The organism is Candidatus Binataceae bacterium (assembly GCA_036495685.1).
Classification (GTDB): domain Bacteria; phylum Desulfobacterota; class Binatia; order Binatales; family Binataceae; genus JAFAHS01.
In genome coordinates this window covers 102,340-128,868 of record DASXMJ010000023.1, presented here as the reverse complement: position 1 = coordinate 128,868, position 26,529 = coordinate 102,340, and the positions used below count along the sequence as shown (strand labels likewise).

Below are 26,529 nucleotides of genomic sequence, written 5' to 3'. Positions count from 1 at the left end.
AATGACGCTTCGGCGTATATCGCCTGCACTGATTGCACATGGAGGTGCGGGTGCGAAAGGACCGGCCGCGGAACGAGCGGAGCGCCGACATGCGCTGCTCGCGGCGGTTCGACGCGGCGCCGAGCTGCTCCGAGAAGGTGGGAGTGCCCTCGATGCCGTGCAGGTGACGGTGGTGGAGCTAGAGGACGATCCGCGGTTCAACGCGGGAACCGGCTCGGTTCTCACCAGCGTCGGAACCGTAGAGATGGATGCGTCCGTCATGGTCATGGAACGCGGGAAGGCGCGGATATCGGCGGGCGCGGTTGCCGCCGTGAGTCGGGTCAAGAACCCGTTGATGTTGGCGCGGGCGGTAATGGAGGAGACACCTCATGTGATGCTCGCCGGCAGCGGGGCGCATCGATTCGCCCGGCGCGCCGGGATCGAGTTGTGTCGTGTCGAGGATCTGATCACTGCTCGCGCACGCGAGCGCTGGCGTGCGCGGCAGTTCCAACTTCGCAACCAAGGCTCGAGCGCAGCCGCGCCCAGCACGGTGGGCGCCGTGGCGATCGACTCAAATGGCAATATCGCTGCGGGGACTTCAACTGGCGGAATTCCGGGCAAAATTCCCGGTCGCGTCGGCGATTCCGCCATAGTTGGCGCGGGAACCTTTGTGTCGGCTCGAGGAGGGGCCTCAGCGACCGGACACGGCGAGGCGATTATCCTGGCCGGACTCTGCCGGGAGGCGGTCGCTGCACTTTCGGGGCAGTCTCCATCGTCCGTTGCTCACCGCGCGGTCGCCACCCTGCTCGAGCCGGCAAGAGCGGAAGGTGGAATAGTCATCGTGGACCGCAAGGGACGGATCGGATTTGCGCATAACGCCGCCGCCATGCAGGTCGCGACCTTCGACTCGGCTGAGCTGCGGCACTGTTGGGTCGAGCCGCTGAGGCTGGCAAGAACATCATGACCCAGGGTGACGGGCCGCTAGTCGCCGCTCGCGGTGTGCCGACAATCCACCTGGTCGCCGCTGCCATCTTGGCCTTTTTGGTTCTGACGCAGGGGATCAGTGCGCCGTTTCAGAAGGACGCCGAACCGCAATCCGCGGAATGGATCGTAAGCGTGGTTCGCGACGGCAATTGGTTCAACCCGCGCGACTACTACGGCTTCGTAGATCGCAAACCGCCGCTCTATTACTGGCTTTCCGCACTGATCAGCAAGGCCACCGGCGGCACGGTCGATGAGACCCGTGCGCGCATCGTCTCGGTGGTTGCCGCGACGGTCATCGCGGTGGAAGTCCTGGGGTGGACGGCATCCGAGATTGGCGTCGCTGAGGGGTGGCTGGCGTTAATGTTCATTCTCGGCATCTACGGATTTTCCTCGCGGGCGACTCTGGCCCTGACCGACATGTTAATGGTGGCGCTCCTGATGAGTGCCTGGCTCGTCGCGTACCCGATGTTCGGGGGCAGAGCATCAAGCGCGCGTATTTACGCAACCGGAGCACTACTCGGACTCGGTGTCGTAACCAAGGGGCCGGTGGTCCTGATCCTCGCGGCATGCGCAGGATTGCTGTTTGTTGCATTCGAGCGTGACCATGTGCGGCCGCTACTGCGTAGCGCATGGCCCTGGCAGATTTTCGTCATCGCGGCGACGATCGGCTTTCTTTGGTACGCGCCATATCTGATCATCGGAGGATCCCACGAAGTGCGCATTTTTCTACATGAGAACTTCGGGCATTTCGCTCCTGCCAGTCTGGGCGGTACCGGTGAAGCCTCGCGGCCGTTCTGGTACATCACGGCGCGTCTCATCGGCCAGGCTAACCCGTTGATTTTGTTGATGCCCGCAACCCTGGCAGGCTTTGCAACCGGAGAAGTATCGAACCCGCAGCGCAGGCCCCTGGTCTTCCAGGCGAGCCTGGTCGCTGCTGTCGTGATTGTGTTCTCGGTCGCCAGCGCCAAGCGCGACGACTACATTCTACCCGCTCTGCCGGGAGTTGCGATTTTGTCCGCAGCTGCTTTCGGCATGAAGCAGCCGACGGGCGGCTACCCGGGAGGCGCAAAGATTCGCGACGGGGTAAGCGCGCTGATAGGGTTCGCAGCGCTGCTGGCGGTCCCGCTGGCTCTCGCGACTGCCACGAGGAATCCGCCGCTGACGCTACAATCGAGCGATGCGGCGCTGATGACGATTCTGGAACGCGGCATCGCGACCCGGAGCCCGCCGTTCATGATCCTTCTAGGCATTTCTGCGGTGGCTGCGGTAGCTGCGTTCGTATTTTTAGTTCGACGCTCGACATTTCTGGTCGGCGCAATGATCGGCGTGATCAGCTTTGCGGGCGTCGTTCTGATCGACACTTTCGTCCGACCCGAGCTTGCGAGGTCGCGCAGTTACAAGAGCTTCGTTGCGCAGGTTCGCGAACGGATCGATGGTCATCCGCTGTTTGTGGTCCATGATGCCGATTTCGACCTGGCCTTCTACTATGGGGCACTGGTACCGCCGCTGGTCTTGGGGAGAGGCCTTCCCCCGGCTATCAGGAAGGAACCTGCCACTCCTTCCGGAGGGTACCTGATCGCTCGAGACAGGGACCTGGCTATGCTGCCGGACTCCTATCGAGGGCGCCTACGACTGGTAGAGAGGTCAAATATTTCAGGCGGGGAAGGTCCTCCGGCGCTCTATCTGATTGAGCCGGCGTCGGGTTTGAAGAGCGACCGTGGAATCGCTAGATAGGAACCAATGGCCGATCAAGTTGAAAGAGCAGAGCGTGCGGTCAGCGCGCTGATCCGATTTGGCATCTCGGCGGTTCTGCCGGTCTGGGCGCTGCTGATGATCGTCCTGGGGGCCGAATATCGCTCGCCGTGGTGGCTGGGAACCGGGCTGGTGGTAGGAGCGATAGGGGTACTGTTTCTGGCCGGAAGTCCAATTGCAAACCTGATTTACCCATCCCGCTAGGTCTGGCTTACGGATCGGGCAGTTGTGGGTTTCTCCGTCCTTGATTGCCAGCCTAATGGGGGCACGATATCCTTCGCGCCAGATGCCGATTTTTGAGTATGAATGCGCGCGGTGCGGCCAGGTCAGCTCGCATGTCGTGCTGGGGCGCAGGAAGCGCGAGCGCCGTTCCTGCCGCGCCTGTCACTCGACGCGGCTGCGGCGGGTGATGTCTTGCTTCGCCGTGGTCGAGAGCGAAGCCTCGCGGCTTCAGAGTTTTGATACCTCCAAGCCACGCGACGAATCCTTCTACCGTGACTCCCGCAACGTTGGCCTGTGGGCTAAGAAGCGCGCCAAGGAAATGGGCGTAGACCTGGGACCTCGGTTTGAGTCCACGGTCGAGAAAGCGCGCAGCGGCAAGCTGATTAAGGAAATGTCCTGATAGCCCGTTTCGCCCGCTGTGACCGCGCGCCGCTTCGGAAAGCACCTACCTGAGGGCTGAGTAAGGATCGCGTCGACGAGACGAAGTTTTGGGACGCCGCGCGCGAAAATGCCGCAGGAGGGCGGCTGAAGTCACCTCAGTTCGTGATCCAATCGCCAACGTCCATCGCGCGTGGGTGATGAGACCGCTTTGCAATTCTCGAGAAGCTCTCCAAATCAAGGAAATTGGTGCCGGTATCTCAGCAGCTTCAGCTGAGATATATTGATCGCTAGAAGAAGTTTCGCTTAAGCGTCAAAGGTTCCACGAAAAGTCGCTCTTCTTGACACCACGATCTGGTACAACTAATTGAGGTTGCGGTAATCAGCTCATGTATTTGCACTTCGGAGTGCCGCTGGCTCTGACCATCTTCGGCATCGGGCTAATAGCGGCGATGTTCGGGCTGCAGAGGCTGCTGGCTCCAAACAACCCTTACGAGCGCAAGGTGATGCCCTATGAGTGCGGCGAACCGCCGACCGGCCGGGCATGGATCAACTTCAACGTGCGCTTCTACCTGATAGCGTTAATCTTTGTGGTGTTCGAAGTGGAAGTCGCCTTTGTTTACCCGATCGCGACAGTCTATCTCGATTGGGTTCGTGGCGGTCAGCGGTTCTACGCACTCTCGGAAATTCTCATCTTCTTGCTGATCCTGTTCGTGGGGCTGATTTACGTTTGGGTCAAGCATGACCTGGAGTGGGTCAAAAAAGTGCCGGAGTAAGTGGTGAGAGAGTTATGTCGCTTCTGAATACGCTGCCCGATTACGTGCTCACGACCAAGACCGATGAGCTCCTCAACTGGATGCGCAAATCGAGCATCTGGTACATGCTGTTCGGCCTGGCGTGTTGCGCGATTGAATTGATGCATACGGGGGGTCCACGCGCGGATATCGATCGTTTCGGCGCAAGTCCGCGCGCCTCGGCGCGCCAGTCTGACCTGATGATCGTGGCTGGAACCCTGACCCTGAAGATGGCGCTTCGAACCCGCCTGCTCTACGACCAGATGCCCGAGCCTCGATACGTGATTTCGATGGGTTCGTGCGCGAGCTGCGGCGGGCTCTTCCAGCTTGCCTACTCGGTGTGCGACGGGGTGGACAAAATCCTGCCGGTCGATGTCTACGTGCCCGGATGCCCTCCGCGTCCCGAGGCACTCACCGAAGGCCTGCTGAAGCTCCAGGAAAAGATGATGACCGAGCGCTGGCTCACCCGCGGCAACGGGGCGCGGGTGACCGCGGCCTGAGGATGGAACCGCTTGCGATATATCAGCGGGTCAAAGAACGGTTCGGCGATCGCGTTCTAGAAATTTCCGAAAGCAAGCCCGACCCATTCTGCGTGATCGATCCTGCAGCGATCGTCGAAGTCGCGATCGCCCTGCGCGACGACCCCGAGACGGCGATGGATTGTCTGTCCAACGAGAGTGGCGTCGATTACAAGGATCGCATCGAGGTCGTCTATCACTTTTTCTCCTACCAGCTCCGCCACGGAGCGGTGCTCAAGGTCCAGCTGCCGCGGGAAGATCCGGTGGTACATACGCTGGAGGGAGTGTGGAAATCGGCGAACTGGATGGAACGGGAGATTTTCGATCTGCTCGGGGTAAGCTTTGAGGGTCATAGCGACTTGCGCCGGATCCTGATGCCGGAAGACTGGCCAGGCCATCCATTACGCAAGGACTTTGTCGAGCCGCTCGAATATCATGGCATCTCAACAGTCCGCGAGAGCCCCATCATTCGGCTCGATCCGAAACGGAAATGAGCACCTTTCATACTGAAGAAATGACGCTCAACATGGGCCCCCAGCATCCCTCTACACACGGGGTGCTGCGCTTCGTGGTGCGAGCGGATGGGGAAGTGATGCGCGAAGCGGTCCCCGACGTTGGTTATCTGCATCGCTCGATCGAAAAGATCGCCGAGAAGGTCGGTTACCACGGCTTCATGCCCTACACCGATCGGGTCGACTACGTGTGCGCGATGTTCACCAACCAGGGCTGGGGCATGGCCAGCGAGCGACTGGCCGGGATCGAGGTTCCGAAACGGGGCGAATACTGCCGGGTGATCGCCGCCGAGTTCAATCGGATCGCCTCTCACCTCATCTCGGTCGGGACGATGGGCATGGACATCGGCGCGATGACCCCCTTCACCCATGCCATCCGCGAGCGAGAGATGATCAACGATCTGATCGAGGAGCTATGCGGTGCGCGCCTGACCTTCAACTACATGCGCATCGGCGGCGTGGCCTGGGACCTGCCACCCGGATGGCGCGAGAAGGCGCTCGCGTACCTGGAGCATTTCGATCCCATCCTCGAGGAGTACAACTCGCTGATTTCGTTCAACAAGATCTATATCGAGCGGCTTGCCAACGTGGGCGTGGTAACCCCGCAAGAGGCGATTGACTACAACCTGGTCGGACCGAACCTTCGCGCCTGCGGGATCAAGTGGGATCTCCGCAAGGACCTCTCTTACTCGGTTTACCCCGAGTTCGATTTCGACGTGCCAGTCGGATCGGGAGAGTGGGGTACGGTAGGCGATTCGATGGATCGCTACATGGTGCGCATCCGCGAGATGCACGAATCGTCCAAGATTCTGCGCCAGGCCCTTAACCAGATTCCCGCCGGTCCGGTGCTGGCCAAGGTGCCCCGCAATTTTAAGCCACCCAAGGGCGAGTGCCAGGTTCGGATCGAGTCCGGGCGCGGCGACATGGGATGGTACGTGGTGAGCGACGGCACCGGCTATCCATGGCGGGTCCATGTTCGCACCGGGTCGTTCGCCGCAATGGGAATTATCCAGAAATTGAGCCGCGGCCTGATGATTGCCGACCTGGTAACCCTCATCGCGAGCCTCGACGTCATCGCGCCGGAGATCGATCGCTAGGCCCGCAATGGAGACGCTGATAGCCAGTCTGATCGCATCGGGCGCGTTTGGGGCTCATCCCAACTACGCCGTGGTCGCGGGGGTGGTGGAATTTGTGGCGGGCGCGGTCGTGTTCCTGCTGGTCGCGATGCCCTTCGCCGGTATCGTGACCTGGCTGGAGCGGAGGGTGTGGGCGCGAATTCAGTCACGGGTGGGACCCAATCGCGTAGGACCGCAAGGTTTTCTGCAGTGGCTTGCCGACGGCCTCAAGAACATCTGCAAAGAGGACCTGATCCCTGCAGAAGCTGACGCGCCCCTATTCAAACTCGCTCCCTATTTGGTGATGCTCGCCTTCATTCTGCCCTGGTCGGTGATGCCGTTTTCCAGCAGCCTGATCCTGGCCGATCTGAACGTGGGCGTGCTGTTCTTCACCTCAATCACCGCGCTGACCGTGGTTGGCGTGCTGATGGCCGGGTGGGCATCGAACAACAAGTGGTCGCTGATCGGCGGGATTCGTTCCGCGGCTCAGATCGTGAGCTATGAGATTCCCGCCGGGTTGTCGATTTTTCCGGTGGTGTTGATGACCGGGACGCTTTCGATGCAGGGAATCATTCGCGCGCAGGGCTGGGCGCCGCAGCATTGGTTCCTGTTCGCCAACCCGTTCACCTTCATCGCCGCCAATATCCTTTTCATATCCGCGCTCGCGGAAGGGAACCGTACGCCGTTCGACCTGCCGGAAGCGGAAAGCGAGCTGGTCGCGGGATTTGCCACCGAATACAGCGGGATGCGCTACACGTTCTTCTTCATGGCCGAGTGGGGCAACCTGTTTCTTATCGGCGCTCTGATGACGACACTGTTCTTGGGGGGATGGCAGTTCCCGCACGTGAGCGACAGCCAGCTGGCGATGAACCTGCTCGAGCTGCTCATTTTCAACGTTAAAGTGCTGGCGGTGGTGTTCGTTTCGATGTGGATTCGGGGGACTTTGCCGCGGGTGCGAATCGATCAGCTCATGACCGTGTGCTGGAAATATCTCGTGCCCATGGCCTTCACGAATCTGATCGGCACCGCGGTGTGGGTGGCGATTTGGCCCGACGGCAACGCCGTCATGGGCTACCTGATGTTCGCAGTTGGCCTGATCGTGCTGGCCATGTTCCTGCGCCGGGTCACCCACTATGTGCGCCGCTCACGGATGGAACTCTACTTTCATCCGACGATTTAGGAATTTAACCATGGGTGCGTTTGGCTCCTATCTGCAAAACATAAAAGACGCGGTCACCTCGATTTTCGAGGGGATGGCAGTGACCGCGTCGCATTTCGTGAGACGCCCATACACGGTGCAATATCCGGACCGCACGCCGGTGCGGGTGCAGGACACGCTGCCGTTCCGCTACCGGGGCATCCTGGAAGTCGATCTCGAAATCTGCACCGGATGCCTGGCGTGCGAACGTGCCTGCCCGATCGATTGCATCGTCATCGCGTGCGAGAAGGACCCCAAAACGCGCGCGATGGAAATTTCGCAGTTCGACATTGACATCGCCAAGTGCATGTACTGCGGATTATGTAGTGAGCCGTGTCCGACCGGATCGATCCACCATACGACCGAATTCGAAGGCGCCGACTATTCGCTGGAGAGTCTGATTCGGAGATTCGTCAAGGAACCGGTGCTGGCCTACAAGCCCAAGAAGGGCCCGGAGACCGATCCGCGAATCGCACCGATCCTGAATCGCGGCATGCGCTATATCAACGAGTTCGCTCAGCCTGGCGGGGAAAAGCCGGTGGAAGAAGAAGGCGAGGCCTAGGCGTTTCCGCAGAAGCCGGGAGGAGCTTTGCTAGAGTGGTCGCGACCATAGTCTTTTACGCGCTTGCAGCGCTGACCGTAGGCTCATCCTGCATGGTCACGTTCTCGCGCAATATTGTTTACTCGACCTTCGCGCTGCTCGGCGCTTTCATGGGGGTAGTTGGTCTGTACGTACTGCTGGCTGCTGACTTCGTCGCGATGGTGCAGTTGCTGGTTTACGTCGGAGGAATCCTGGTACTGACGATTTTCGCCGTGATGCTGACCCAGGGCATCGCCGACGTTACCGTCTCAAATCGCGCGGTCGGACTGGTCCCGGCTCTGGCGATCGTCGCGGTTGCGGGCGCGGTCATGGCCTACGCGATCGAACGGACACCTTGGCACCTGGCGGCCAGGCCCACCCCTGCGCCCACCACCTACGGAATCGGCAACGCATTCCTGGGCGACTACGTGTTGCCGTTCGAGGTCGCGTCGCTGGTGCTGCTGGCGGCCCTGATTGGGGCGATCGTCATCTCGCGCCACGAGGCGCGCGGATAGAGGGGCTGTACGGGAGAGTCGCAATGCCAGGCGCGATCGGGCTCGGTCACTTTCTGTTGCTAAGCCTTGTCATTTTCTCGCTGGGGATGGTGTGCGTGCTCACGCGCCGCAACGCGATCGGAATCCTCATGGGCATCGAGCTCATTCTGAATTCGGCCAACATCAACTATCTGGCCTTCGCCTTCTATGGTGGCGGCAAATATGACGGTCAGATATTCGCCATCTTCGTGATCATGTTGGCTGCGGCAGAGGCGGTCATCGGCCTGGCCGTGGTGCTCGCCATCTACCAGAATTTCAAAACTATCGATGTCGATGCGACCGAAACGCTCAGTGGATAACGCTCGGTTGCAACGACAATTTCGGCTCTGCGCGACGCGCCGATTCGCCTTTTCGGGAGTTCAGTTTTCTGCTTATATCAGCGGGATTCGTCGTGGCGGGGACTGCGGTGCCGCGGTGCTGAGCTTCCGACCTCCGGCTTCCGGCATGGCCGTTTGACGTGAGCAACTGGTGATGGACCATCCGGTAAGCACAACGATCGCGCGCTATATCGTGCTGCTGCCGTTGCTCGGCGCGGCGCTCAACTTCCTGGCCGGACCCTGGCTGCAGAAGACGTTCGGCAAACGGGCCATCAGCCTGGTCGGGTGTGGCGTAGTGGTGGTGGCGTTTGCGCTCGCGGTGAAAGCGTTTGCAGCGATGATCGCGGTCCCACCGGAAAACCGCTTCATGCTCGACGAGCTGTGGAAATGGATCGACATCGGCGGATTGAACCTTGAGATCGCCTTCTGGTTAGACCCGCTCTCGATGATCATGACCCTGATTGTCACCGGAGTCGGCGGACTAATTCATATTTACTCGATCGGCTACATGCACGACGAGGAGTCGTACTGGCGGTTCTTCGGGTGGCTTAACCTGTTTACCTTCGCGATGCTGGTGCTGGTTCTTGGCGACAACCTGTGGCTGATGTTCGTCGGATGGGAGGGGGTCGGGTTGTGCTCCTTCGCGCTGATCGGCTTCTGGTACAAGGTGCTCGCCAATACCACCGCCGGCAACAAGGCCTTCATCGTCAACCGCGTCGGCGACTGGGCGTTCGTCATCGCGCTCTACAGCCTGTTCGCGGCACTCGGGAAAGTGGGACATCCGACCCTGGTCACGCGCGAAGTCGCACAGTACGCCCCGCTGCTGGCCGGCATGCCGGGCTACCTCGGGATGACCCTGGTCACCTTTGTAACCCTGCTGATGTTCGCAGGGGCCACTGGCAAGTCCGCACAAATTCCGCTCTACGTCTGGCTTCCCGATGCGATGGCGGGTCCGACCCCGGTCAGCGCGCTGATTCATGCGGCGACCATGGTTACCGCAGGCATCTACATGGTCGCGCGACTCAACTTCCTGTTTTCCATGGCGCCGGCGACCATGACGGTGGTGGCGGTGGTGGGAGGGCTGACGGCGCTCGCCGCGGCCACTATCGGCGTCGCGCAAAATGACATCAAGAAGGTGCTCGCATACTCGACCGTCAGTCAGCTTGGCTACATGTTCGCGGCGTTGGGGGTGGGCGCTTACTCGGCCGGTGTATTCCATCTGATGACCCACGCGTTCTTCAAGGCCTGTCTATTTCTCGGCTCCGGTTCGGTCATCCACGCGATGGGTGGCGAGCAGGACATGCGCAAGATGGGTGGCCTGCGCCACAAGATGCCAGTCACATTTGTCACCTTCCTGGTCGCGACCCTGGCGCTTTCCGGGGTGCCGCCGTTTGCGGGTTTCATGTCCAAGGATGAGATCATCTGGGAGGCCTTCGCTCACGGCCACACAGTGGTCTGGGGCTTTCTCCTGCTCGGCGCGGCGCTCACCGTCTTTTATATGTTCCGCCAGGTGTACATGACGTTTTTTGGCGAGTTCCACGGTACCCACGAGCAGGAACATCATCTGCACGAATCCCCGCCCTCGATGGCGCTGGTGCTGATCGTGCTCGGGGTTCTCTCCTTGGTCGGCGGGCTGGTAAAGATTCCGGACTTCATCGCAACGTTCAAGCCGTTCGAGGTGTTTCTGGAGCCAGTCTTCAGCAGCACCGCGACGCGCGCGATTTACGCGGCGCAAATCCACAATCACTCGATTGAAGCCGGCCTGGGGTTCGTTACGTTCACGATGGTCGTGCTGGGATGGTTGGCTGCCGACTTTATGTATCGACAGGGAGCCATCGATCCGAGCCGCTTCAGTCAGGCTTTCGGCGGCGTCGCCTACGATTGGGTGCTGAACAAGTACTACGTCGACGAGCTGTACGATTTCGTGTTTGTGCAGCCGTACCTGTGGGCTACGCGGGGATTCGCATGGTTCGATTTGCACATCATTGACGGGGTGGTGAACCTGGCCGCATCGATCACGGTGTTCGGATCGTGGCTGTCGGGCCTCTTTGACAATTACGTCGTGGATGGACTGGTCAACGCCGCGTCGCTGGTGACGCTGGATTTGGGCGGGCGCCTGCGCCGGCTCCAGACCGGTTCGATAAACGGATATTTGTACGGCATTTTGGCTGCCGTGATGGTGATTCTACTGGTGCGCGCAGTGCTGCACGTCTGAGCGCGTGCCAACGGGAACGGGAACCTATCGGAAATGGATCACGCGCTGACGCTTATTACCTTCGTTCCGGTCGCCGGCATGGTCGTGTGTCTCGCGATGCCCGCGGCCATGCAGAACGCCTGCAAATGGATCGCCGCCGCGGCCACCGCCGTTCAGCTCGCGATCGCGATCGGCCTCTACACGAGCTTCGACACCACGACCACCGCCATCCAGTTTGCGGAAAAGTACCAGTGGATTCCGGCCTATCACATCACCTACTTCATGGGCGTCGACGGCATCTCGATCTCGATGGTGCTGCTGACCGCGCTCATTTGCTTCATCTCGGTGTTCGCCAGCTTCAGCATCACTCGCGCCGAGAAGGCTTACTATGCGCTGCTGCTGATGCTCGACGCCGGAATGATGGGCGTGTTTGTCTCGTTGGATTTCTTCCTGTTCTACATTTTCTGGGAAGTGATGCTGCTGCCGATGTACTTCCTGATCGGCATATGGGGCGGCCCGCGGCGCGAGTACGCGGCGATCAAGTTCTTTCTCTACACGCTGTTTGGCTCGGTGCTGATCCTGCTGGCCATGCTCGGCCTCTACTACTACGGCGCACAGAGCACCTTCGACATGACGGTGCTCGCGTCGAATGCATCACACTATTCAACGACCTTCCAGCGCATCGTATGGATCGCGCTGTTCATCGGCTTTGCGATCAAGATTCCCGCGTTTCCGTTTCACACCTGGCTGCCGGATGCGCACGTGGAAGCGCCAACCGCGATTTCCGTCATCCTGGCGGGCGTGCTGCTCAAGATGGGCACCTATGGAATCCTGCGCGTCAATTTCGCGATGCTTCCCGAAGCCACCCATCAGTTAGCGTGGCTGTTCTTGGGGGTGATCGGGACCATCAACATCGTGTACGGCGCTTTGTGCGCGATGGCGCAGACTGATTTCAAGAAACTGATCGCTTATTCTTCGATCAGCCACATGGGCTACGTGATGCTGGGGGTTGCGTCGTTCACGGCCGCGGGAATCAACGGCGCCGTGTTGCAGATGTTCAATCACGGCACCGTCACCGCCATGCTCTTCATCCTGGTCGGCGTGATCTACGACCGCGCGCATCATCGCGAGATCGCGGGGTTCGGCGGGCTCGCTCAGCAGATGCCGCTGTACGCCGGCATGACCGGGTTCGCGTTCTTTGCCGGCATGGCGCTGCCGGGCATGTCGGCATTCATTTCGGAAGTCCTGGTGCTGATCGGCGCATGGCAGACCTATCCGTTGATGACCGTGTTCGGCGCGGCGACCGCGATCTTGACCGCGGGATATCTCCTATGGACCTATCAGCGGATTTATCTGGGTCCGTTCAACGAGAAGTACGCAGGCTACCTGGACTTGAGCTTCCGCGAGTCGTTCACCCTGGTGCCGCTCGCGGCGATCGTGCTGATCCTGGGCGTTTACCCGCAGGCGATTCTGGGGCTGCTCAACACTTCGCTTGTGCACCTCAATCAGGTGGTGCTCTCGACGCCGGGGCCCGCGGTCGCGCTGCTGCACTGAGATTAAAAGCCGATGGACCTGGGAAACTTCGCGAGCCTAGCTCATTTTCTGCCCGAGCTGCTGCTGACCGGGGGCCTTCTGCTCCTGGTCATCGTCGATCTGCTGGTCACAAACAAGACCCACCTGGGCGACCTGGCCCTGATCATCACCGCCGGCGCACTGCTGCTGATTGCGCTGACCCCGGTTACCGCGAGTGCCTGGCTGTTTCACAGGATGCTGGTGTTCGACGGCTTCGCGATGTTTTTTCGCGCGCTGATTGCGCTGGCCGCGCTGGTTGCGGTCTGGATGTCGATGGGCTCCGAGGAAGTGCGGGGGTGCGATCAGGGCGAATACTACGCCATCCTGCTCGCGAGCACGGTGGCGATGTTTTTGATGGCCGAGTCGGCGAATCTTTTGATGGCGTATCTTTCACTCGAGTTCGTGAGCTTGACTTCGTACATCCTGACCGGGTTTCTGCGCCACAACCGGCGCTCGCTGGAGGCCGCGCTCAAGTATCTCATCTACGGCGGGGTCGCATCGGGCACGATGATTTACGGGATGAGCTGGATCTTCGGTATCAGTGGCTCGCTCGATTTCGCCGTTATCAACAAGGCCCTGACCACTCACGGCGCGCTCCCGGTGCTGACGGTGTTCATTTCGCTGGTCCTGATCCTGGCCGGGATGGGCTACAAGGTCGCGTCGGTGCCGTTTCACATGTGGGCGCCCGATGTGTACACGGGCGCGCCGATTCCGATCACCACCTTTCTGGCGATCGGATCCAAGGCCGCGGGGTTCGCGCTGCTGACCCGGTTTTTCTTTCCCGCCATCTCCTCGCTCACCGCAAGCGGAAGCTGGCAGGTGCCAAAGGGTGTCGATTGGCCGCAACTGCTGCTGGTCATCTGCGTCATAACGATGACGCTGGGCAATCTCGCCGCGCTGCAGCAGACCAACATGAAGCGGCTGTTGGCGTATTCGAGTATCGCGCAGGCGGGCTACGCGTTGATGGGGTTCGTGGTGCTGTCGAACGACGGAATCCGTGCGATGATGTTCTACCTGTTCGCCTACTACCTAATGGATGCGGGCGCGTTCCTGGTGGTGATGATCGTCGCCAACAGTACCGGTCGCGAAGATATCGATGCCTACCGCGGGCTCGCATGGCGGGGCGGAGTGGTCCCGGCGATTGCGCTGAGCATCTTCCTGCTGTCGCTGACGGGTATCCCGCTCACGATCGGGTTCATCGGCAAGTTCTATTTGTTCGCCGCGGTTATCCACGGGGGGTTCTATGTGCTCGCGATCGTGGGCGTGATGAATTCGGTGGTTTCGCTCTACTACTACATGCGTCCGATCAAGACGATGTTCCTGGATTTGCCCAACGGCGACGAGGGCAAGATTGCCGGCGACACCTGGAACTACGGCCTGATGGGGGTACTGGCGGGCGCGACGATCGCACTAGGTATCTACTGGACGCCGATCATCACGTTCGCCAACCGCTCGCTGAATTTCTTCGTCGGGCCGGTCTAAGCGGCTTTCCTCGAACCAGCGAAGCGCGCGCCCTTTCAATTCCGCCTCCGGGACGCACGGGCCGGGGAAGTTCCCCCACGCGCACGTTGCGCCGCCTCCTGCGCAAGAAAGAAGGACTAAATGTCGAGGCTGCGGAAGGAGTTACAGTAGTTGCGCGAATCTTCCTGCGAAGGCCGTCTTCGCCTCCTCCGCGTTGGCGACCGTGACGTCGAGGTCGCGAAGATACCCGTCCGCAACTGAATAGATCCAGCCATGGACCGCTAAATCCTGGCCGCGCGCCCACGCCTCACGCACCATGGTGGTTTGCGACACGCTGCGGGCCTGCTCCAGCACGTTGAGCTCGCAGAGCTTGTCCCAGCGCGCGGTCTCGCCGGAGCAGAGGTCGAAGAATGCGCGATGACGCCGGTGGAGGGCACGAATCGGAGCCAGCCAGTCGTCGACCAGACCTCCCCGCTCGGTTTCAAGAGCGGCGCGGACCCCACCACAGCGATAATGGCCGACCACCATGATGTGCTTTACGCGCAGCTCGCCGACCGCGTACTGGATAACTGCCAGGCAATTTCCGTCGGCGTGGTCGACGACATTGGCGATATTGCGGTGGACGAATATCTCGCCGGGCATGAGGTCGACGATCTGATTGGCGGGGACACGGCTGTCCGAGCATCCGATCCAGAGGAACTCGGGCGCCTGCTGCGCTGCAAGCTGGCTGAAGAAACCGGGGTGATCGTGCTCCATCCGGTTCGCCCATCTCCGATTGTTCCTGAACAGTTCGGGCAAGGTCCGCACATGGTCGAATATGCCACAGAACCCGGGTGACCGTCGTGCAGTGGCGGCCGGGCGCGACCGACCGTCAGGGGAGAGGCCTCCGGCTCCGCTTGACCTTTACAGATTGCAATAGTATTATTGCAATCTGTGATAACGAGGCCTGGATGAAGCTGAGCGAGAAGTTGCGCTATCTGCGCCTGGTCGAAGGGACCCTGCGCGGCATGGGCCGCGAGATGACCCAGCAGGATCTCGCCCGCGCGCTTAAGAAGGAAGTGGGCGCGGGGCTCAGCCAATCCTATCTGTCGCAAATCGAAAGCGGCACTCGCCCGCATATGACCAATGCCTCGCGCATGCTGCTGGCCCGTTTTTTCAAGGTTCATCCCGGGTATCTGGTCGACGACCCGGAGGGCTACCACACCGAGCTGACCAGTGACCTGCGCGCCATGCGCGATCGCCTCGACCTCTGGCTCATCGAGGGGGCGGAGCAATTCGCTTCTGACCCGGAGGTGAGCGACGCGCTGCTGCGGGTGGCTCGGCACGATGACACGCGCAAGTGTTTGATCCTGCTGGGCGCGGTTCTGGACGCGCCGCAACTGGTCGAACGCCTGAGCGAAGTGCTGAAACCAGATCTCGGTGCGCACCCGCTCAGCAAAGCCGCAAACCGAAAATCCGTCGGGGTCCGTCCATGACCTGGGCGACTTTCTACCTGGTGTGTTTTTTCGTCGGGACCGCGCTGAGCGTGATTGCGTTTGTATTCGGCGGTCTGCACCTGACGCACTTTCACTTCCCGCACCTTCACTTCGTGCGTTGGTTTCATGGGCATGCCGCGCTACCCGATGCGCATGCGCCCGATGCCGGCAGCGCTCGCGGTTCTTTACCGGTCTTCAACCTGGGGACGATAACCGTGTTCCTGGCCTGGTTTGGCGCCACCGGTTACCTGCTGACCGAGCATTCGCCGCTGGCCGCGCTGCTGATTCTGTTGTTCGCCGGCGGAGCCGGAACCGTGGGCGCAGCCATCATCTTCTGGTTCGTCGTCAAGCTGCTGCTCGCGCATGACCGGGAACTGGATCCCGCGGACTACGATCGGGTCGGGGTGCTCGCACGCATTGTCAGCCCGGTCGGCCCGGGTGGCACCGGCGAGATCATCTTTTCCCAGGCGGGCACGCGCCATACCTGTGGCGCTCGCAGCGAGAAGGGCGAGGCCCTCGCGCGCGGCACGGAAGTTGTCGTGACTCGCTACGAACAGGGAATCGCGTACGTTCGCCGCTGGGAAGAAATGGCCGGAGGTGAGGCCAGAGCTCGAGACTAATGCTCGCTACGAGTGCGTTGATGATCCGCGAGGAGGAAATATGTCTAACGTGTTAACCGACGCTGTGATCGTTGCCGTGATCGCGGTCGGCGCTCTGCTCCTGGTGATGGTGGTGTTTGCAAGGCTGTACCGGAAGGCCGGGCCGCACGAGGCGCTGGTGGTGTATGGATTTCGCGGCACCCGGGTCATCAAGGGACACGGCACTGTCATCTTCCCGATGGTAGAGAACTGCCGCGAGCTGTCGCTGGAGCTGATGTCTTTCGATGTCGCCCCCCAGCAGGACCTCTATACCAAGCAAGGCGTGGCGGTGACCGTCGAGGCAGTCGCGCAAATCAAGGTCAAGTCGGACCCCGAGTCGATTCTAACCGCGTCGGAACAGTTCCTCACCAAGCTCGCTCCGGACCGCGAGGCGCTGATTCGCCTGGTAATGGAAGGGCACCTGCGCGGAATCATCGGGCAGCTAACGGTCGAGGAGATCGTGAAGCAACCCGAGATGGTGGCCGATCGGATGCGCTCAACCTGTGCCGACGACATGAACAAGATGGGTCTTGAAGTGATTTCCTTCACGATCAAGGAGGTCCGTGACAAGAACGAGTACATCACCAACATGGGCCGCCCAGATATCGCGCGCATCCGGCGCGATGCCGACGTGGCCGCGGCGGAGGCGGACCGCGACACCGCGATCAAGCGGGCGATCGCGCTGCGTGAAGCGGCCATCGCCAAGGCGCAGGCAGACCAGGAGCGGGTCGCGGCGGAAACCGCATCGCTGGCCCGACAAGCCGAGGCGCAGCGCGACCTCGAGGTGAAGAAGGCCGAATATGCGGAGCTGGTGAAGCGCCAGCAGGCGCAGGCCGACAAGGCCTACGAGATTCAGGCCAACGTCATGCAGCAGCAGGTAGTGGCCGAATCCGTCAAGGTCCAGCAGGTCGAGAAAGAGCGCCAGGTGAAGGTGCAGGAAGCCGAGATTGTGCGCCGTGAAAAGGAACTGATCGCCACAGTGCTCAAGCAGGCCGAGGTCGAACGCCAGCGCATCCAGACCATCGCCGAGGCCGAGAAGGCGCGCATGATGGCCGAGGCGCAAGGGCGCGCCAGCGCGATCCGCGCGCAAGGCGAGGCGGAAGCGGAAATTATCTTCAAGAAAGGCGAGGCCGAAGCCCGTGCGATGAATCTCAAGGCCGAGGCGTACCAGGAATACAACCAGGCTGCGGTAGCAGACAAATTGATTACCGGCCTGCCCGAGGTGGTGAAGGCTTTGGCGAGCCCCTTGGCCAACGTCGATCGCATCACGGTGGTTTCTACCGGCGACGGTGATTCCGCGGGCCTGCACAAGATTACCGGCGATATCGCCCAGATGGCTGCTCAGGTCCCGGCGCTGTTCGAAGCGCTGTCGGGCATGCAGATGTCCGAGCTGCTCAAAAAGGTTCGCATGATCGGCGACAAGGCGGAGCGCCCCGCGGGCTCCAAGAATGGCGACCGAGAGTAGGGCACCGGGTGCGCGATGAGATCGCTTAGCAGCGACGCGGCAATTGCGGGACCCTTACTCACGCGAGCGAGGAGGTTTTTATGGCACTGCTAGATCGTGTTGCGACGCTCGTTCGGGCCAACCTGAACGACCTGCTCGACCAGGCCGAGAATCCCGAGAAGATGCTCAAGCAGGTGATTCTCGACATGGAAAACCAATTCATACAGGTCAAGACCCAGGTCGCGATCGCGCTGGCCGACCTGCACTTGCTGGAGAAGAAGAAAAACGAGACCGGTGAGAAGCACGCCGAGTGGATGCGCAAGGCCGAACTGGCGGTCGATAAGAAGGATGACGGACTGGCGCGCGCAGCTCTGGAGCGTGCGCTGCGATTTCAGCAACTGAATGAGAGCCTGGATCAGCAGATCGCGGACCAGGAGGCGCAGGTCGAGGCTCTGAAAACCGCGCTGAAACGGCTCGAAGTAAAGCTCGCCGAGGCCCGCGAAAGGGTGGACATGCTGATCGTGCAGCATCGACGATCACGTGCCACCCGACGCGCGGCCGATGCGCAAGCGCCCAATGGGGAAAGCCGCACCTTCGATCGAATGCGCTCCAAGGTCGCTCGCGAAGAGGCCCTGGGCAGGGCCAATGGCGAACTGGTCGGAACCGATGACGAGGTTGACCTGCGCTTCCACGTGCTCGAGCGTGAACAGAGGATCGATACCCTGCTTAAGGAGCTGAAGGCGAAGAAGGGGTTCACCTCCTGACCGCTTGCGGATCGAGCACTGGAACCGGGCGCCAGAACGCTCCCGCCTCCCAGTTGCGCTGGGTGGAAGGGTGCCGTGCGCCGATGGTCCCTCACCGGCCGCTCCCCGGACCGGGGTCGGGAGCTACTCGAACACGATGGTGCGGTTGTGATGTATCAGCACCTGCTTGTGCAGGTGTGCTCGCACCGCCTTGGCCAGGGCGATTACTTCCAGATCTTTGCCCTTGCGCGCGAGGTCCGCGATGGTGTCGCGATGGGTAATCGCCGTGGTGGCCTGTGCGATGATCGGACCGGCGTCCAGTTCCTCGCTCACGTAATGTGCGGTGGCGCCGATTAGTTTAACCCCTCGGTCATGCGCCTGGCGGTACGGACTCGCTCCTGCAAACGCGGGCAAAAAGCCGTGGTGGATGTTCACGATCGGTTTCTGCCACTTCCTGAGGAAATCGCCGGACAAAACTTGCATGTAGCGCGCGAGCACCACCGTATCGGCCTTAAGCTCGACCAGACGCTCTAGCAGCCGCGCCTCGGCCTCCGGTTTTTTGTCCTTGCTGACGGGAATCACGTCGAAGGGAACTCCAAAGGGGCGCGCCAGCGGCTCCAAATCGGGATGATTGCTGATTACGCCGACGACCTCGGCTTCGAGCTCGCCGAAGCGATAGCGGCTTAGCAAATCCATCATGCAATGCGCCAGGCGCGAGACCATGATGACGATCCGGTCGTGGCTGGAGGCTTCATAGAGATGCCAGCGCAACTGCTCCCACGGCAGCAGGCGGGCGAGGCCGTCGGTTAAATTCTGCGCCACCTCGGAAAGCGGGCGCTGGTTGCTTTCGAAGTCGATGCGCCAGAAGAAGTGCCCGTCGGCGTCATCGGTGTGCTGGTCTGAGGTGATAATATTGCACCCGAGATGGAACAGCTGGCCGGCGACGCGGGCTATGATGCCCGGGCGATCGATGCACGAGATTAGAAGAATAGCCCTTTCCGCGTCGGCCACTGGCGGTTGCTCCTGCTCAGCCCGGCGGACACATTGTAGTGCCGCGATTTGTCCCCGGACAAACGACCCAACTCCGGTGCGGTTTTGAGCAGCAGCGCAAATTCGCCCGGGGTCCTGTACGTGGTCGCAACGCCGATCGGTAACCCCGGCGATATCAGCGCCCGCGCCTTGCAGGTGCTGGAAGGAGTCGATTTGATCGCATGCGAGGATACGCGCCGGACGGGGCAGTTTCTCGCCGCGCACGGCCTCCGCAAGCAACTGCTCTCGCATTACGAGCACAACGAGCAACGACGCGTGCCCGACTTGGTTGCGCGACTCAGGCAAGGCGCGCGCATAGCGCTGGTGAGCGATGCTGGCACGCCGGCGATTTCAGATCCGGGCTATCGCCTGGTTCGCGCGGCGCTCGATGCGGCGATAGTCGTGAAGGCGATTCCAGGCCCATCGGCGGCAATCGCTGCCTTGTCGATCGCCGGTCTGCCCACCGATCGATTCGTGTTCGAGGGATTTCTCCCCACGCGCGAGGGCGCGTTGCGCAAGGAGCTTGAGGGGCTCTCCGGCGAACCGCGTACCATGATCTTCTACGAGGCCGCGCGCCGGCTTGGTGGGACCCTGGCGACAATGGCTTCGATCTTCGGCAATGAGCGCGAAGCCGCGGTGATGCGCGAGACCACCAAGACCTACGAAGAAACGCTGCGCGGTTCGCTCGGTGAGCTGGCGGCTAGATTCGAGAACACCAATCCGCTCGGTGAGATCACGATCGTCGTCGCGGGCGCGGCCGACGGCGCGGCCGCGGGCCACGGTCAAGCGGTCACTGTGGACATGCTGCTGGAAGAGGGAGTCAGCCTGAAGCAGGCGAGCGCAATTGTCGCGAGGCTGACCGGTCGCAGTCGGCGGGAGGTTTACCAGGAGGGGCTCAAGAACCGAACCGAAAGATAGCGACCTTCTGTACCCGGATCGCGAATCTTCTGCCCTTGATCCACTCGCAAATAGGCTCTGCTGCGGCGCAACCTCGCCTCGTCCGCTTTTACCGCCGCGTCCGGCATGTGCTACGGTCCGCTTAGTCAGATCTTTTCCTGTAAGCTTCGCAGAGGAGCCAAGGCTATGGCGAGCAAGGATTTTGTCTTCACCCAATTGCTGAGGGCTTATCGCAAGGGGATCATTTCCGAGGCGGTCTTCGAGCAACAAATGAATGAACTGACCACGTCGACCGGCGGCGCACTCGAGAATCCGCTTAACATCTCCAACCTGATGGCGTTTCGTGGTGACGGCACGAAGGCGCGCGGCAAGCGCCTGCGGCGGACTGCGCAGAGCGAGACGATGACCTTCACGATCCCGGCGAACTTCCACAGCGATCGCGAGAACAGCCATCGTGGTGACCAGATCATCTATGTGCTTGAGGGGTCGGCGACTGCACGTGTCGCGGGCAATGAACAGCAGATCAAAGCGGGCGACATCCTGACTATTCCGGCCGGCGCGATGCACACTCTTCGCACGGATAGCGAACCGCTCTTCGGGCTTACCGTTTTCGCTCCGCCCGAAGCGGCCTAGGGTTCAGCAGCAGCGAGCGTTGCGCCGTCGCTCAAGCTATTCGAGTAAATGTGGTGGTCGGAAAAGTTCCTCTCTGGTAGGTTTGCACGTCGTCTGTTCGGCACCGAAGAAAACGCAGGCTGCGAAGGAAATCCAAGTCTCGCGGCACTGATTTGCGGTACACGGTCAACTCGGCATTCATGAGGGAAGTCCCTCTCGAAGGACAGGCGATGACGAGAAAATTCTTTCTGCTTCCCGAGACGGGAAGGGAAACCACACCCTTCTCTGATTGTGTGGGGGTGCCAGACAGCGCGGGTCATCGCGCGCCGCAATCGGGAGCTAATACGCAGAGCGGAAATACTCCCCGGGCGTCTGCCCGAAGGTCATGCGAAATGCCGAGATAAACGCGCTGGGGCTCTCGTAGCCGACATCGAGTGCCACGCTGGTCACCGCTTGACCCGCCGCGAGCAGCCGCAGCGCATGACCTAAACGGAACTGTTGGCGCCATTTGCCGAAGCCAAGTCCGGTCTCTGACTTGAACAGTCTCTCGAGGGTGCGCTTGCTGGCACCGGCGGTCTTGGCGAGTTCGCCGAGCGGTTTTCGGTTGGCGGGTTCTTGCCCGAGAAGGGATACGATTCGCTTTGCGCGCCCGTCGCGGGGCAGTGGCAAATGAATAGGGTCCGATTGCATCAAGTGAAGATGATCGAGCATCACCGGGACCAGATGGGAATGGAGCGGGATATGGGAGTTGAGTCCCTTGAGTTCGGATACCCGAAGAATCAATTCGCGCATCAGCGGAGAGATTTCGACCACGCAGCATTTGTCGGGCAGGGTGGTGCTCAGGGTCGGCGCGACATAGAGCGCGCGCAGTGAAACCGTTCCAGACATCTCCAGCCAGTGGCGGGTGCGTGCCGGGACCCATAACCCGCGATGCGTGGGGACGACCCATGAGCCCTCGCGCGTGGTGACGGTGACGACGCCCTGCGAGGCGAAGGTGAGCTGGTGCCACGGATGTCGATGGGGCTCGACGATGGCGCCGTGCGCGTACTCGGCGGGGAATCCGGCGCGAATCTGGTAGTGGCGCGGGTCAAAGAAGTGCTGACGCTTTGTCGGCATTGGTTGACACTTTAGCGCAAGACCGCCACACCCGGAACCGCTATCGAATAGTCAATGTCGTGGACGCGCGGCATGGGTCGAGGCCGGCCGGCGCCCGTGCCCGAGGAGTTCCCAAATGGCAACCCGTCTGGATCATCTCATTCTCAACGTGAACGATCGCGAGAAAAGCATCGCTTTTTACACGTGCATTCTCGGCTTCGCGCATGAGGGAGCGCGGGAAGGGACGCCGTTCTCGGTTATCAAAGTGGAGCCGGATTTTATGCTGCAGCTCGCTCCCTTCGGAACCAGGGGTGGCGAGCACCTGGCGTTTTCGATGTCGCGCGAGGAATTTGACCACACTTTCCAGAGGGTGCGCGAGGCGGGAATCGAATATGGTGACTCGTTCGACACGGTGGGCAACATGCGCGGGCCCGGAGTTAGCGGAGGTGCGCGCGGAGCATGCAAGTCGGTCTACTTCTTCGACCCCAACCGGCACCTGATCGAAATTGCGTATTACTGATTGTGATGCCGGTCGCCGACCCCCCGCTTCTCCCCGCCCGCAATACAAGCCGCGAGCGACCAAATCGCGAGCGGACCAACTGGCACCTGGTGATCAGGTTTGCCGCTTGCGGTCGCTGCGGGGGCAGACCGGCTTGAAGTCGAGGGTGCGGTAGGGTTCAATGCCGCGAGGAGTTGTGCGGGGACGTGACGCGGGAGAAAGATGCTTCCGGGCGCGGCCGAGCTGACGGCGAAGCCAAGAGCGGGCGAGCTTTTCGCGTCCTGGTGGTTCACGGGCCTAACCTGAATCTCCTGGGAGAGCGCGAACCGGAAGTCTATGGCCGTACCCGGCTTCGCGATATCGACCGGGAGTTGAAACGACTGGGGCGCGAGCTGAGTCTTTCGGTCGACAGCTTCCAGTCGAATTCCGAGGGCGCGATCGTCGATCGCATCCAGAAGGCCCGCGATCGATCTGACCTGATCCTCGTAAATCCGGGTGCCTACACCCACACGAGCATCGCGATTCGCGACGCGCTTGCGGCGATCGCCGTTCCGGTAATCGAGGTGCATCTGTCCAACGTCTACCGACGCGAATCATTCCGCCATCATTCCACCATCGCGGATCTGGCAGTCGGCCGAATCATGGGGTTCGGTGCAGAAGGGTACTACTTGGCGCTACGCGCCGCGGCAACACTGCTGTCGACCAGGGCGGCAGCCCCGTAGGCGACCGTTCGCGCAATTGGCGTTGGCATGCCATGATCTTGGAGAAGGAATGGAAGTTCGAGAGATAAAGGCCCTGATTGCCCTGATGAACGACCACGGCCTGGTCGAACTCGAAATCGAAGACAAAAAGGGCAAGGTTCGCCTGGTTCGTGCTCCGCTGGCTCCCTCACTCGAGGCCAATTCGCAGCCCAATTCCTCCGCAGTATCGGTCAAGCCCGGGAGGCGCCGAGCGGGCGCGAAAGTCGCCGCCAAAACAGATGGGGCCGCGGTCGAACTTGCTTCGAACCAGATGCTCGTCGAGAGCCCGATGGTCGGGACCTTTTACCGTGCCTCCGCTCCCGATGCCGCGCCGTTTGTGGAGGAAGGCTCCTCGGTGCGCAAAGGTCAGACAGTCTGTATTATTGAAGCGATGAAGATGATGAATGAGATCGAAGCGCCTGCTGCAGGGCGTGTCGTGAGGATAGTTGCCGAGAACGCCCAGCCCGTTGAGTACGGCCAGGCTTTGATGGTGATAGAGGTAGGCTGAGCCGCCCGCGCAATCGCTAGAACGTTCCAATGTTCAAGAAGCTTCTCGTCGCCAATCGGGGCACGATCGCGATTCGCATAATCCGCGCATGTCGCGAACTCGGGATCCCGACAGTGGCGGTCTATTCCACGGCGGACAAAGATGCGCTGCATGTTCGGATGGCCGATGAATCGGTGTGCATCGGGCCGCCTGCGGCAGAAGATAGCTACCTCAGCATCCCCTCGATTCTGAGCGCCGCGCTGACCTACGGCGCCGACGCGGTCCATCCCGGATACGGCTTTCTTTCCGAGAACGGTGATTTCGCGGAAGCCTGTCAACGATCCGGCCTTCAGTTCGTCGGGCCGCGCGCTCGCCACATCCGGCTTATGGGTGACAAGCCGCGCGCCCGGCGCATCATGAAACGTGCCGGCGTTCCGGTGCTTCCGGGGAGCGATGGAAAGGGCGTTACCGAGGTTCGCGATGCGCTCACGGACGCAAAGCGGCTGGGATTTCCGGTGCTGATCAAGGCGGCAGCGGGGGGAGGCGGGAAAGGGATGCGCGTGGTGCGCGACGTGAAGGAGCTGGAGCGTCTGTTTCCGTTGGCGCGCGCCGAAAGCGAAGCGGCCTTCAATTCGCGGACCATGTACCTGGAGAAGTACCTCGAACATGCGCGCCACGTTGAATTCCAGATTGTCGCTGACAACTTCCGCAACGTGCTGCATCTGGGTGAGCGCGACTGCTCGATCCAGCGTCGTCATCAGAAGGTTATCGAGGAATCGCCGTGTCCGGTACTGAATCCGCGCTGGCGCGAGAAGATGGGTAAGGCGGCGGTGCGCGCGGCTGAAGTGGTGGGCTATTCGAACGTCGGCACGGTGGAGTTTCTCCTCGCCCCAGACGGCGAGTTCCATTTCATCGAGATGAACACGCGAATCCAGGTCGAGCACGGAGTCACCGAGATGGTGACCGGCATCGACCTGGTCAAGGAAAGCATTCGGCTGGCGCTGGGCGAGCGGCTCAACCTCAAGCAGAAGCAGGTAACCTTCAGCGGATGCGCCATGGAATTTCGCATTTACGCGGAGGATCCGGAGAAGCACCTGCCGTCGCCCGGACTGGTTTCAAACCATCATCCGCCTGGGGGATTGGGCGTGCGGGTCGAAACCGCCCTTTACGACGGTTATCGGGTGCCGGTGCACTACGATCCGCTGGTTGCAAAACTGATTGTCCATTCCGAGACCCGCAAGCTGACCATGCTGCGGGCGCGCGCCGCGTTGCGCGAGTATTTGATCGACGGAATCCGGACCAATATCCCCCTCCATCTCAAGATTCTGCACGACCCGGATTTTATCCGCGGCGACTTTTCGACGGGCTTTCTCAGGAGATACGAGCCCGCCCCCCGCGCGACCGGTGAAATGCCCGCAGCGAAAGCCTCTTGACCGCCATTCAGGACGAACGGATTGATTATTCTGGACCGCGTGCTTGGTGCGCGTGGAAGTTGGAGCGCGTTATGCGTCGAATGCTGCTTGCCTTCGTGGCCACTGTGCTGATCCGCGGCGTCGCGGCCGCGCAGAGTCCGCCCCAGATTCCCGGACTTAACTCTGCGCCCCCGGGTCCGCAGCCCAAGGTTCAGGTGCTCAATCCCTTCTACGATTTCGGGACTGCGCTTGAAGGGAAAATGGTGGACCACGTCTTCAAGATCAAAAACACCGGGAGCGGTGAGCTGGAAATCCGCGGCATGAAAACCTCCTGCGGATGCACCGCGGCGGCGCCCAGCAAAAACCACCTGGCGCCCGGCGAGGAGGCGGACATCTCGGTAGGGTTCGACACGCATTTCCAGAAGGGCCACCAGGTCCGAACCATCACCGCATTCACCAACGATCCTGCGACGCCGCAAGCAGTGATGACGATGCAGGGCATGGTCAGGCAGCAAGTCGCCGCGACGCCGGCGCAGGTCGCATTCGGTACGGTTCGCAAGGGGGCCACGGCGACGCAGGAAGTCACGATCGATGACCTGACTGCGCAGAAAGGGTTCAAGGTCAGCTCGGTCAGCAACTCGAGCCCGTCGATCAAGGTTGCGATCGAACCGCGCAAGGACGGCAAGCTAGGCGCGCTCCTGAAAGTCGATCTGCTGCCGACCATGCCGGCGGGAACCTTCGATGATGCGATCAAGGTGACTACCAACCGGGCGCCGCTGCAGATCGATGTCTTCGGAACTGTCGCGGGCGACCTGACGCTCGACCCCGCGCAGGTTTCATTTGGCATCGTTCCCAAGGGCCAGGACGTCGTCCGGATTCTGCGGCTCACCAATTCCAGTCCGCGAGACGTCAAGGTACTTGACATCTCGAGTTCGACGCCCTCGGTAGTCGCCTCGGCCGATCCGGTCAAGGCGGGTAGGGAATATCGCATTACGGTGACGCTTCGGCGCGGTACGCCGGATGGTCAATTGCGTGGACAGCTGGCGATCAAGACCGACGACCCGGAGCAGAGCAAGGTCGACGTTCCGTTCTACGCCATCGTTTGGCAGTTCAAGATCTGACTTGACTGTTGTGTCGCGCGCGTCGGGCGGCTCCCGCTTGCCAATCCGGGTCCCACAAGGTGCGCTGAGCTGGGCGCGGCTGCTGCCCCAAGACACACCGGAAGAGGGGCACGAGCTGAAAACGCCTCGGCGACAGCACCACCTTGACTACTCTGGAAAATCGCTTGTTTCCATGAGCGATCAGTCCGTATTATCTGGGCAGAGCGC

The 26,529-nt window shown here is 61.1% G+C and carries 29 protein-coding genes; 26 read left to right on the top strand and 3 right to left on the bottom strand.

Annotated features, from left to right (window positions below):
• The first annotated feature begins 1 nt into the window (after window position 1).
• From VGI36_02865 to VGI36_02795, 15 genes are all read left to right on the top strand, one after another.
• The gene (locus VGI36_02865; GenBank protein ID HEY2484058.1) at window positions 2–943 is read left to right on the top strand and encodes an isoaspartyl peptidase/L-asparaginase; all 942 of its coding nucleotides are present in this window, start codon (window positions 2–4) and stop codon (window positions 941–943) included.
• Window positions 940–2,697, top strand: coding sequence for a hypothetical protein (locus tag VGI36_02860; protein HEY2484057.1), 1,758 nt, complete (start codon window positions 940–942; stop codon window positions 2,695–2,697). Before VGI36_02865 ends, VGI36_02860 begins: the two co-directional genes overlap by 4 nt.
• A gap of 6 nt (window positions 2,698–2,703) precedes the next feature.
• On the top strand, window positions 2,704–2,919 hold the full coding sequence (locus VGI36_02855; protein ID HEY2484056.1) for a hypothetical protein: 216 nt from the start codon (window positions 2,704–2,706) through the stop codon (window positions 2,917–2,919).
• Window positions 2,920–3,001: 82 nt separating this feature from the next.
• Complete coding sequence (locus tag VGI36_02850) at window positions 3,002–3,337, top strand: FmdB family zinc ribbon protein (GenBank protein ID HEY2484055.1); 336 nt, start codon at window positions 3,002–3,004, stop codon at window positions 3,335–3,337.
• A 367-nt stretch (window positions 3,338–3,704) separates the two neighbouring features.
• Window positions 3,705–4,091 (top strand): NADH-quinone oxidoreductase subunit A, encoded by a 387-nt coding sequence (locus tag VGI36_02845; GenBank protein HEY2484054.1) that lies wholly within the window; start codon window positions 3,705–3,707, stop codon window positions 4,089–4,091.
• A gap of 14 nt (window positions 4,092–4,105) precedes the next feature.
• Window positions 4,106–4,609, top strand: a complete 504-nt coding sequence (gene nuoB / locus VGI36_02840; protein ID HEY2484053.1) for an NADH-quinone oxidoreductase subunit NuoB — start codon at window positions 4,106–4,108, stop codon at window positions 4,607–4,609.
• Window positions 4,610–4,611: 2 nt separating this feature from the next.
• Window positions 4,612–5,121, top strand: a complete 510-nt coding sequence (locus VGI36_02835; GenBank protein ID HEY2484052.1) for an NADH-quinone oxidoreductase subunit C — start codon at window positions 4,612–4,614, stop codon at window positions 5,119–5,121.
• A complete protein-coding gene (locus tag VGI36_02830) occupies window positions 5,118–6,236 on the top strand; it encodes an NADPH-quinone oxidoreductase (GenBank protein HEY2484051.1) in 1,119 nt (372 codons plus the stop codon). Before VGI36_02835 ends, VGI36_02830 begins: the two co-directional genes overlap by 4 nt.
• 7 nt (window positions 6,237–6,243) lie before the next feature.
• Window positions 6,244–7,434: an NADH-quinone oxidoreductase subunit NuoH gene (gene nuoH, locus VGI36_02825; protein ID HEY2484050.1), complete on the top strand. Its 1,191-nt coding sequence runs from the start codon at window positions 6,244–6,246 to the stop codon at window positions 7,432–7,434.
• Between the two features lie 10 nt (window positions 7,435–7,444).
• On the top strand, window positions 7,445–8,014 hold the full coding sequence (locus VGI36_02820; protein ID HEY2484049.1) for a 4Fe-4S binding protein: 570 nt from the start codon (window positions 7,445–7,447) through the stop codon (window positions 8,012–8,014).
• Between the two features lie 35 nt (window positions 8,015–8,049).
• On the top strand, window positions 8,050–8,547 hold the full coding sequence (locus VGI36_02815; GenBank protein HEY2484048.1) for an NADH-quinone oxidoreductase subunit J: 498 nt from the start codon (window positions 8,050–8,052) through the stop codon (window positions 8,545–8,547).
• Window positions 8,548–8,570: 23 nt separating this feature from the next.
• Window positions 8,571–8,885, top strand: coding sequence for an NADH-quinone oxidoreductase subunit NuoK (gene nuoK, locus VGI36_02810; GenBank protein HEY2484047.1), 315 nt, complete (start codon window positions 8,571–8,573; stop codon window positions 8,883–8,885).
• A gap of 172 nt (window positions 8,886–9,057) precedes the next feature.
• On the top strand, window positions 9,058–11,118 hold the full coding sequence (nuoL, locus tag VGI36_02805) for an NADH-quinone oxidoreductase subunit L (GenBank protein ID HEY2484046.1): 2,061 nt from the start codon (window positions 9,058–9,060) through the stop codon (window positions 11,116–11,118).
• Between the two features lie 33 nt (window positions 11,119–11,151).
• Window positions 11,152–12,651 (top strand): NADH-quinone oxidoreductase subunit M, encoded by a 1,500-nt coding sequence (locus VGI36_02800; protein HEY2484045.1) that lies wholly within the window; start codon window positions 11,152–11,154, stop codon window positions 12,649–12,651.
• Between the two features lie 12 nt (window positions 12,652–12,663).
• A complete protein-coding gene (locus VGI36_02795) occupies window positions 12,664–14,151 on the top strand; it encodes an NADH-quinone oxidoreductase subunit N (protein HEY2484044.1) in 1,488 nt (495 codons plus the stop codon).
• Between the two features lie 141 nt (window positions 14,152–14,292).
• Here VGI36_02795 and can read toward each other — a convergent pair whose 3' ends face one another.
• A complete protein-coding gene (can, locus tag VGI36_02790; protein HEY2484043.1) occupies window positions 14,293–14,937 on the bottom strand; it encodes a carbonate dehydratase in 645 nt (214 codons plus the stop codon).
• Window positions 14,938–15,080: 143 nt separating this feature from the next.
• On the opposite strand from can, the gene VGI36_02785 reads away from it, so the two are divergent.
• The 4 genes from VGI36_02785 (at window position 15,081) to VGI36_02770 (ending at window position 18,451) form a co-directional block, all read left to right on the top strand.
• Window positions 15,081–15,605, top strand: a complete 525-nt coding sequence (locus tag VGI36_02785) for a helix-turn-helix transcriptional regulator (GenBank protein ID HEY2484042.1) — start codon at window positions 15,081–15,083, stop codon at window positions 15,603–15,605.
• Window positions 15,602–16,225 carry a hypothetical protein gene (locus tag VGI36_02780; GenBank protein HEY2484041.1) on the top strand — a complete coding sequence of 208 codons (624 nt, stop codon included), beginning with the start codon at window positions 15,602–15,604 and terminating at the stop codon, window positions 16,223–16,225. The genes VGI36_02785 and VGI36_02780 overlap by 4 nt, the downstream gene beginning before the upstream one ends.
• A gap of 40 nt (window positions 16,226–16,265) precedes the next feature.
• Window positions 16,266–17,708 (top strand): SPFH domain-containing protein, encoded by a 1,443-nt coding sequence (locus tag VGI36_02775; GenBank protein HEY2484040.1) that lies wholly within the window; start codon window positions 16,266–16,268, stop codon window positions 17,706–17,708.
• Window positions 17,709–17,788: 80 nt separating this feature from the next.
• Window positions 17,789–18,451, top strand: coding sequence for a PspA/IM30 family protein (locus tag VGI36_02770; protein ID HEY2484039.1), 663 nt, complete (start codon window positions 17,789–17,791; stop codon window positions 18,449–18,451).
• Between the two features lie 123 nt (window positions 18,452–18,574).
• Here the strand turns inward: VGI36_02770 and purU are convergent, their stop codons facing one another.
• Window positions 18,575–19,441 carry a formyltetrahydrofolate deformylase gene (purU, locus tag VGI36_02765; GenBank protein HEY2484038.1) on the bottom strand — a complete coding sequence of 289 codons (867 nt, stop codon included), beginning with the start codon at window positions 19,439–19,441 and terminating at the stop codon, window positions 18,575–18,577.
• Window positions 19,442–19,525: 84 nt separating this feature from the next.
• Here purU and rsmI point away from each other — a divergent pair, with 84 nt between their 5' ends.
• Together rsmI and VGI36_02755 are read left to right on the top strand one after the other, a co-directional pair.
• The gene (gene rsmI, locus VGI36_02760; protein ID HEY2484037.1) at window positions 19,526–20,377 is read left to right on the top strand and encodes a 16S rRNA (cytidine(1402)-2'-O)-methyltransferase; all 852 of its coding nucleotides are present in this window, start codon (window positions 19,526–19,528) and stop codon (window positions 20,375–20,377) included.
• A 165-nt stretch (window positions 20,378–20,542) separates the two neighbouring features.
• Complete coding sequence (locus tag VGI36_02755) at window positions 20,543–20,989, top strand: cupin domain-containing protein (protein ID HEY2484036.1); 447 nt, start codon at window positions 20,543–20,545, stop codon at window positions 20,987–20,989.
• Window positions 20,990–21,307: 318 nt separating this feature from the next.
• Here VGI36_02755 and VGI36_02750 read toward each other — a convergent pair whose 3' ends face one another.
• Window positions 21,308–22,084, bottom strand: a complete 777-nt coding sequence (locus VGI36_02750) for a helix-turn-helix transcriptional regulator (GenBank protein ID HEY2484035.1) — start codon at window positions 22,082–22,084, stop codon at window positions 21,308–21,310.
• A gap of 115 nt (window positions 22,085–22,199) precedes the next feature.
• Between VGI36_02750 and VGI36_02745 the strand changes: the two genes are divergently transcribed.
• The 5 genes from VGI36_02745 to VGI36_02725 all read left to right on the top strand — a co-directional run bounded on the left by VGI36_02745 (window position 22,200) and on the right by VGI36_02725 (window position 26,322).
• The gene (locus VGI36_02745; GenBank protein HEY2484034.1) at window positions 22,200–22,583 is read left to right on the top strand and encodes a VOC family protein; all 384 of its coding nucleotides are present in this window, start codon (window positions 22,200–22,202) and stop codon (window positions 22,581–22,583) included.
• A 185-nt stretch (window positions 22,584–22,768) separates the two neighbouring features.
• Window positions 22,769–23,284 (top strand): type II 3-dehydroquinate dehydratase, encoded by a 516-nt coding sequence (aroQ, locus tag VGI36_02740; GenBank protein HEY2484033.1) that lies wholly within the window; start codon window positions 22,769–22,771, stop codon window positions 23,282–23,284.
• Window positions 23,285–23,333: 49 nt separating this feature from the next.
• Window positions 23,334–23,810 carry an acetyl-CoA carboxylase biotin carboxyl carrier protein gene (gene accB / locus VGI36_02735; GenBank protein ID HEY2484032.1) on the top strand — a complete coding sequence of 159 codons (477 nt, stop codon included), beginning with the start codon at window positions 23,334–23,336 and terminating at the stop codon, window positions 23,808–23,810.
• 29 nt (window positions 23,811–23,839) lie between these two features.
• Window positions 23,840–25,222, top strand: coding sequence for an acetyl-CoA carboxylase biotin carboxylase subunit (gene accC / locus VGI36_02730; protein ID HEY2484031.1), 1,383 nt, complete (start codon window positions 23,840–23,842; stop codon window positions 25,220–25,222).
• 71 nt (window positions 25,223–25,293) lie between these two features.
• Window positions 25,294–26,322 carry a DUF1573 domain-containing protein gene (locus VGI36_02725; protein ID HEY2484030.1) on the top strand — a complete coding sequence of 343 codons (1,029 nt, stop codon included), beginning with the start codon at window positions 25,294–25,296 and terminating at the stop codon, window positions 26,320–26,322.
• Window positions 26,323–26,529 lie beyond the last annotated feature (207 nt).